We start from the raw sequence: 3,645 nt of genomic DNA on the forward strand, positions 1-3,645 counted from the left end.
AAATTTTATGCTTTTTAGGTGCAACGAGGTAAAATTTGGACATGAAAACTTTTATAAAAATTTTAAAAATTACCGCCTTGGTCGTGAGCGTTGCATGCGTGCTTTTTGTGCTGTATATATTTGTGATTTTAAATTTGCTTTTTTCATCCGATACGCCCGAGGGTTGCGATCCTAGTATGCCCACTAGCGCTTGCGATTATATCGATGAAAAATTTGAAAAAGAGCTACAAAGTTTACCTCCAGTCGCCGCTCTGCCGAGCCTAGAAAAAAGGCCCGTATTTTGGCTAGGCGAGAAAAAATTCGCAGGAGGCGCGGAGTTTGATTACCTATATATCAAGGACGAATTCGGAGTTTGGCTTAGATACAAAGATAATGACAGCGACGACTTTTTGCTACAAAAAGATATGCCAGAGCGCTACTATGGATACGACGAGATCGATCGTTCGCCGGATTTAGATTGGGTGAAAAGCGAGCTTGGATATTACAGGTACGGCATCTACGATATTTCGCTTTTTGAAAACGAAGCCAAGATATTTTCTCAAACGGCGCATAAGGTCGTGAGGAAATTTATCGGCTTCTTTAATCTACACTCTATGAGGGGCACCTCTTTTGCGGCTCCGCAAGGCACCGAGGAAAATTTAAATGCCATAAGCGAGCTTCAAACTCCGCTTGCGGATTTTCCGCAAAAGCAGAACTACTCTGCGCTTGGTTGGGCTGATAAACCAGAAGCCAGAGGCTATGTCGGAGATGAAATAGCCAAAAAACTCGCTCGCAACGTCTTTGAGATAGAGGGCGAGGGCTGGCGACAGACCATCCGTATAAACAGCCGCGCCAAAGATATAAAGGTAATCTGCGGAGATGAAATTTGCCTCGCGCTTGCCTTTGATGAGAGCGAATTTAACCGCTGCGATAACGATACGCCTCATACGGCAATTTATACGCTAAATTTAAAGCAAAAATTTAATAATTTTCATACGCTTACTAGTAGGAATTTTAACTACGTAAAGCTCGGCGATAAGTATACTTTAGACGATGTGGAATCCTTTAAAATAGTTTTATCGAGATTCAGATATATCGAGGGGTATAACAAAGGTCGTGAAATCACGGACTACGAGGTTATCTTGCGAAATAGCGAGGGTGAGCAGGTTAATGAAATTTGCAGAAATGAAATTAAGAGGGCTCGCAGCCGCTTGCGATAAATCTAAGATAGCGCTGCAGGATTTGACACATAAGATCGTGATTTCGGCGCGCTTTAATTTAACTTCTAAAATTTACGTGAGAATTTTAAAATTCTAAGCTTCAAGCTTTAAAATTTGCCCGCGGAGCTTTTAAAATTTATCGCTCGGCTTAGGTTTATTTTATCCGCGCCAAGACAGCGAAATTTTTAGGGCGTCGCGATAACTAGGCGCAAGATAGCGAAATTTCACAAAGCTGCGGCAAACAAGATACGCAGAGAATGCACGCAAATTTCAAATTTATCTGGATTTTGCCAGCCTGCCCGACGCCGAGCACCATTATTTAGCTAAAATCCCTCTCGCTCGCTTTACTTTTCGCTCGTCTTGATAGCTATTGCACTTTGCCGAAGCTACTGCGCGCTCTTTCGCAAAACTGCACGGCGTGTGGGATTGTGCCCATCGCTCGCAGATTTTGCAGCACATGCGCGCGATAAAATTCTGTAGCGCAGGTATTTTAAATAAATTTTGATTTAAAAGCGCAAACATAGAGGCGATTTAAAATTTAAAGCTCACGTGCTCCACGGCTAGCTTGCAAGCGCTCTGCCCGCGAGCAGCCCAGCGTAGCAAAACAGCATACAGGCACATACGCTTAAGACCGCGTTTAGCATGCCTATAGCAAATTCTCGCGCCAGCAATAATTGCAGCGTATCGTAGCTGAACGTAGAAAATGTCGTAAAGCCGCCCAACGCGCCTGCTACAAAAAATACCCGCAGGCTCTGCGTTAAATTTAGTGCGAGTAAAAACCCTATCAGCAAGCTTCCCAGCGCATTCACGCAAAAAGTAGCGATCGGAAACGCACTCCAAAATCCGGCGCGATCCATTGCGCGCGCGATCGCTCCACTTAGGCCTACTCGCGCCATCGCGCCTACACAGCCGCCTAGCCCTGCTAAAATCAAGTTCGTCAATCCAAGTCCTTTTAAAATTTGTAAATTTTATTTCGCCATCTAACCTCCATAGGACGAAAGATGTGCAACTTCGCTATTTTAACGCGATTAGTTAAAATTCCGTTTTTAAAATTTGCTCGCGCTTTTTGAAATTTCGTTTTAAAATTTACTCGCGTGACGGAACGCGACGTTTTACGCGCCGCCGCAAAACGGCGATCAAACGCGCGCAGTGTAAGAGGACGGCAAAGCAAAAACTACGAGACGCAAAAAGACGGCGTAGCAAAACAGCGCGAACGTTTAAACCGCGCTTGTAGCAAAACCGAGGCAAGGCAAAACAATAGCGCGACAATCGCTGCAGCGCTACTACAGCGGGCGCTACTGTAGCACCTTTTTTAGCGCCAGCGCAAATAGCACGACATAAAGGACGAGCAGCCATTTTTTCTGCGTTTCGCGCTTTGCACGGCGAGCCTGAGAGGTGCCGAAATACACGCCCAAAAGCCCGCCCACGGCTAGCAGCGCGCCGCGTTCGTAATTCACATGGCCGTTGTACGAAAGGCTCAAAAGCGCGCTAAATGAGCCGAAAACGATGAAAAACAGCCCCATGCAGACCGCTCTTTTGATATCAACGCCCAAAAATCCGACCAAAATCGGCGTCAGAAATACCGCGCCGCCCACGCCCATGCTAAGCGCGATCGCGCCGATAGCAAAGCCGATGAAAAATAGCACCGCGCCGTGGGGATTTGCATTGCCGCCGCTTGTTACGTTCGTGCTAAAGAGTTTAAGAAATGAGATCGCAAGCGTCAGCAAAAGACCGATCTCAAGCACGATTTCTGGCGAGTATTTTACGATGAAGCCCGATATGCTCGCGCCGCACAGCCCTCCGAGCCCCACCGCGATACCGCTATCTAGGCGGAGTCTGCCCGCGCGGTAGTTCAGATATGAGCCAAAAAGCGAGACGATGAACATCTGCATCACCGAGATGCCCGCGGCACTCTTGACATCGTAGCCTAGCGCCATCATCACGGGCATTACGACCGTGCCGCCGCCGATACCGAAAAAGCCCGATATGAAGCCCACGACGACGCCGACAAAGGGGAGTTCTAGCATTTTTGATCCTTAAAATTTGAAGCGAAGTTTATAGCTTTAAAATTTAAAGCTTGATAAATTTGCAGAATTTTGGATTTAAGGGCAGGGATTTGCAGGATTTTGAGGCGGGGAATTTTGATCGCGGGATTTCGGTTTGAAATTTTATGTGTGGGATTTGTGAAATTTGGAAAATTACGGGATTTTAAAGCGTGAAATTTCAGAGCGTAGAAATTTAATTGCAGAAATTCGGCTAGAAACTTTATGCGCTGGGCTACTAGAGTTTGTAGCGACGGCGTATTTTACTGCGTTTGCGGATTTTTGGAATTTCAAAGCGTGAAATTTTGGCTCAAAATTTTATTACGGCGTAATTTAATACTGCAAAATCTCGCAAAGTAAAATTTTAGACAGAATTCCTGCGGTGAATTGCAGTTAAAATTTTT

At 45.7% G+C, this 3,645-nt stretch carries 3 protein-coding genes; 1 reads left to right on the forward strand and 2 read right to left on the reverse strand.

The genetic code is table 11. From position 1 onward, the window contains the following. Nucleotides 1-41 precede the first annotated feature (41 nt). A complete protein-coding gene (locus Q0257_RS05885; protein WP_298022793.1) occupies nt 42-1,199 on the forward strand; it encodes a hypothetical protein in 1,158 nt (385 codons plus the stop codon). A gap of 560 nt (nt 1,200-1,759) precedes the next feature. On the opposite strand, the gene Q0257_RS05890 is transcribed toward Q0257_RS05885, so the two are convergent. Further along, a complete protein-coding gene (locus Q0257_RS05890) occupies nt 1,760-2,140 on the reverse strand; it encodes a CrcB family protein (RefSeq protein ID WP_298022797.1) in 381 nt (126 codons plus the stop codon). Nucleotides 2,141-2,494: 354 nt separating this feature from the next. After that, nucleotides 2,495-3,226: a sulfite exporter TauE/SafE family protein gene (locus tag Q0257_RS05895; protein ID WP_298022800.1), complete on the reverse strand. Its 732-nt coding sequence runs from the start codon at nt 3,224-3,226 to the stop codon at nt 2,495-2,497. Between the last annotated feature and the right edge of the window lie 419 nt (nt 3,227-3,645).

Source organism: uncultured Campylobacter sp., from assembly GCF_938018035.1.
In the GTDB taxonomy this organism is placed as follows: Bacteria; Campylobacterota; Campylobacteria; order Campylobacterales; family Campylobacteraceae; genus Campylobacter_B.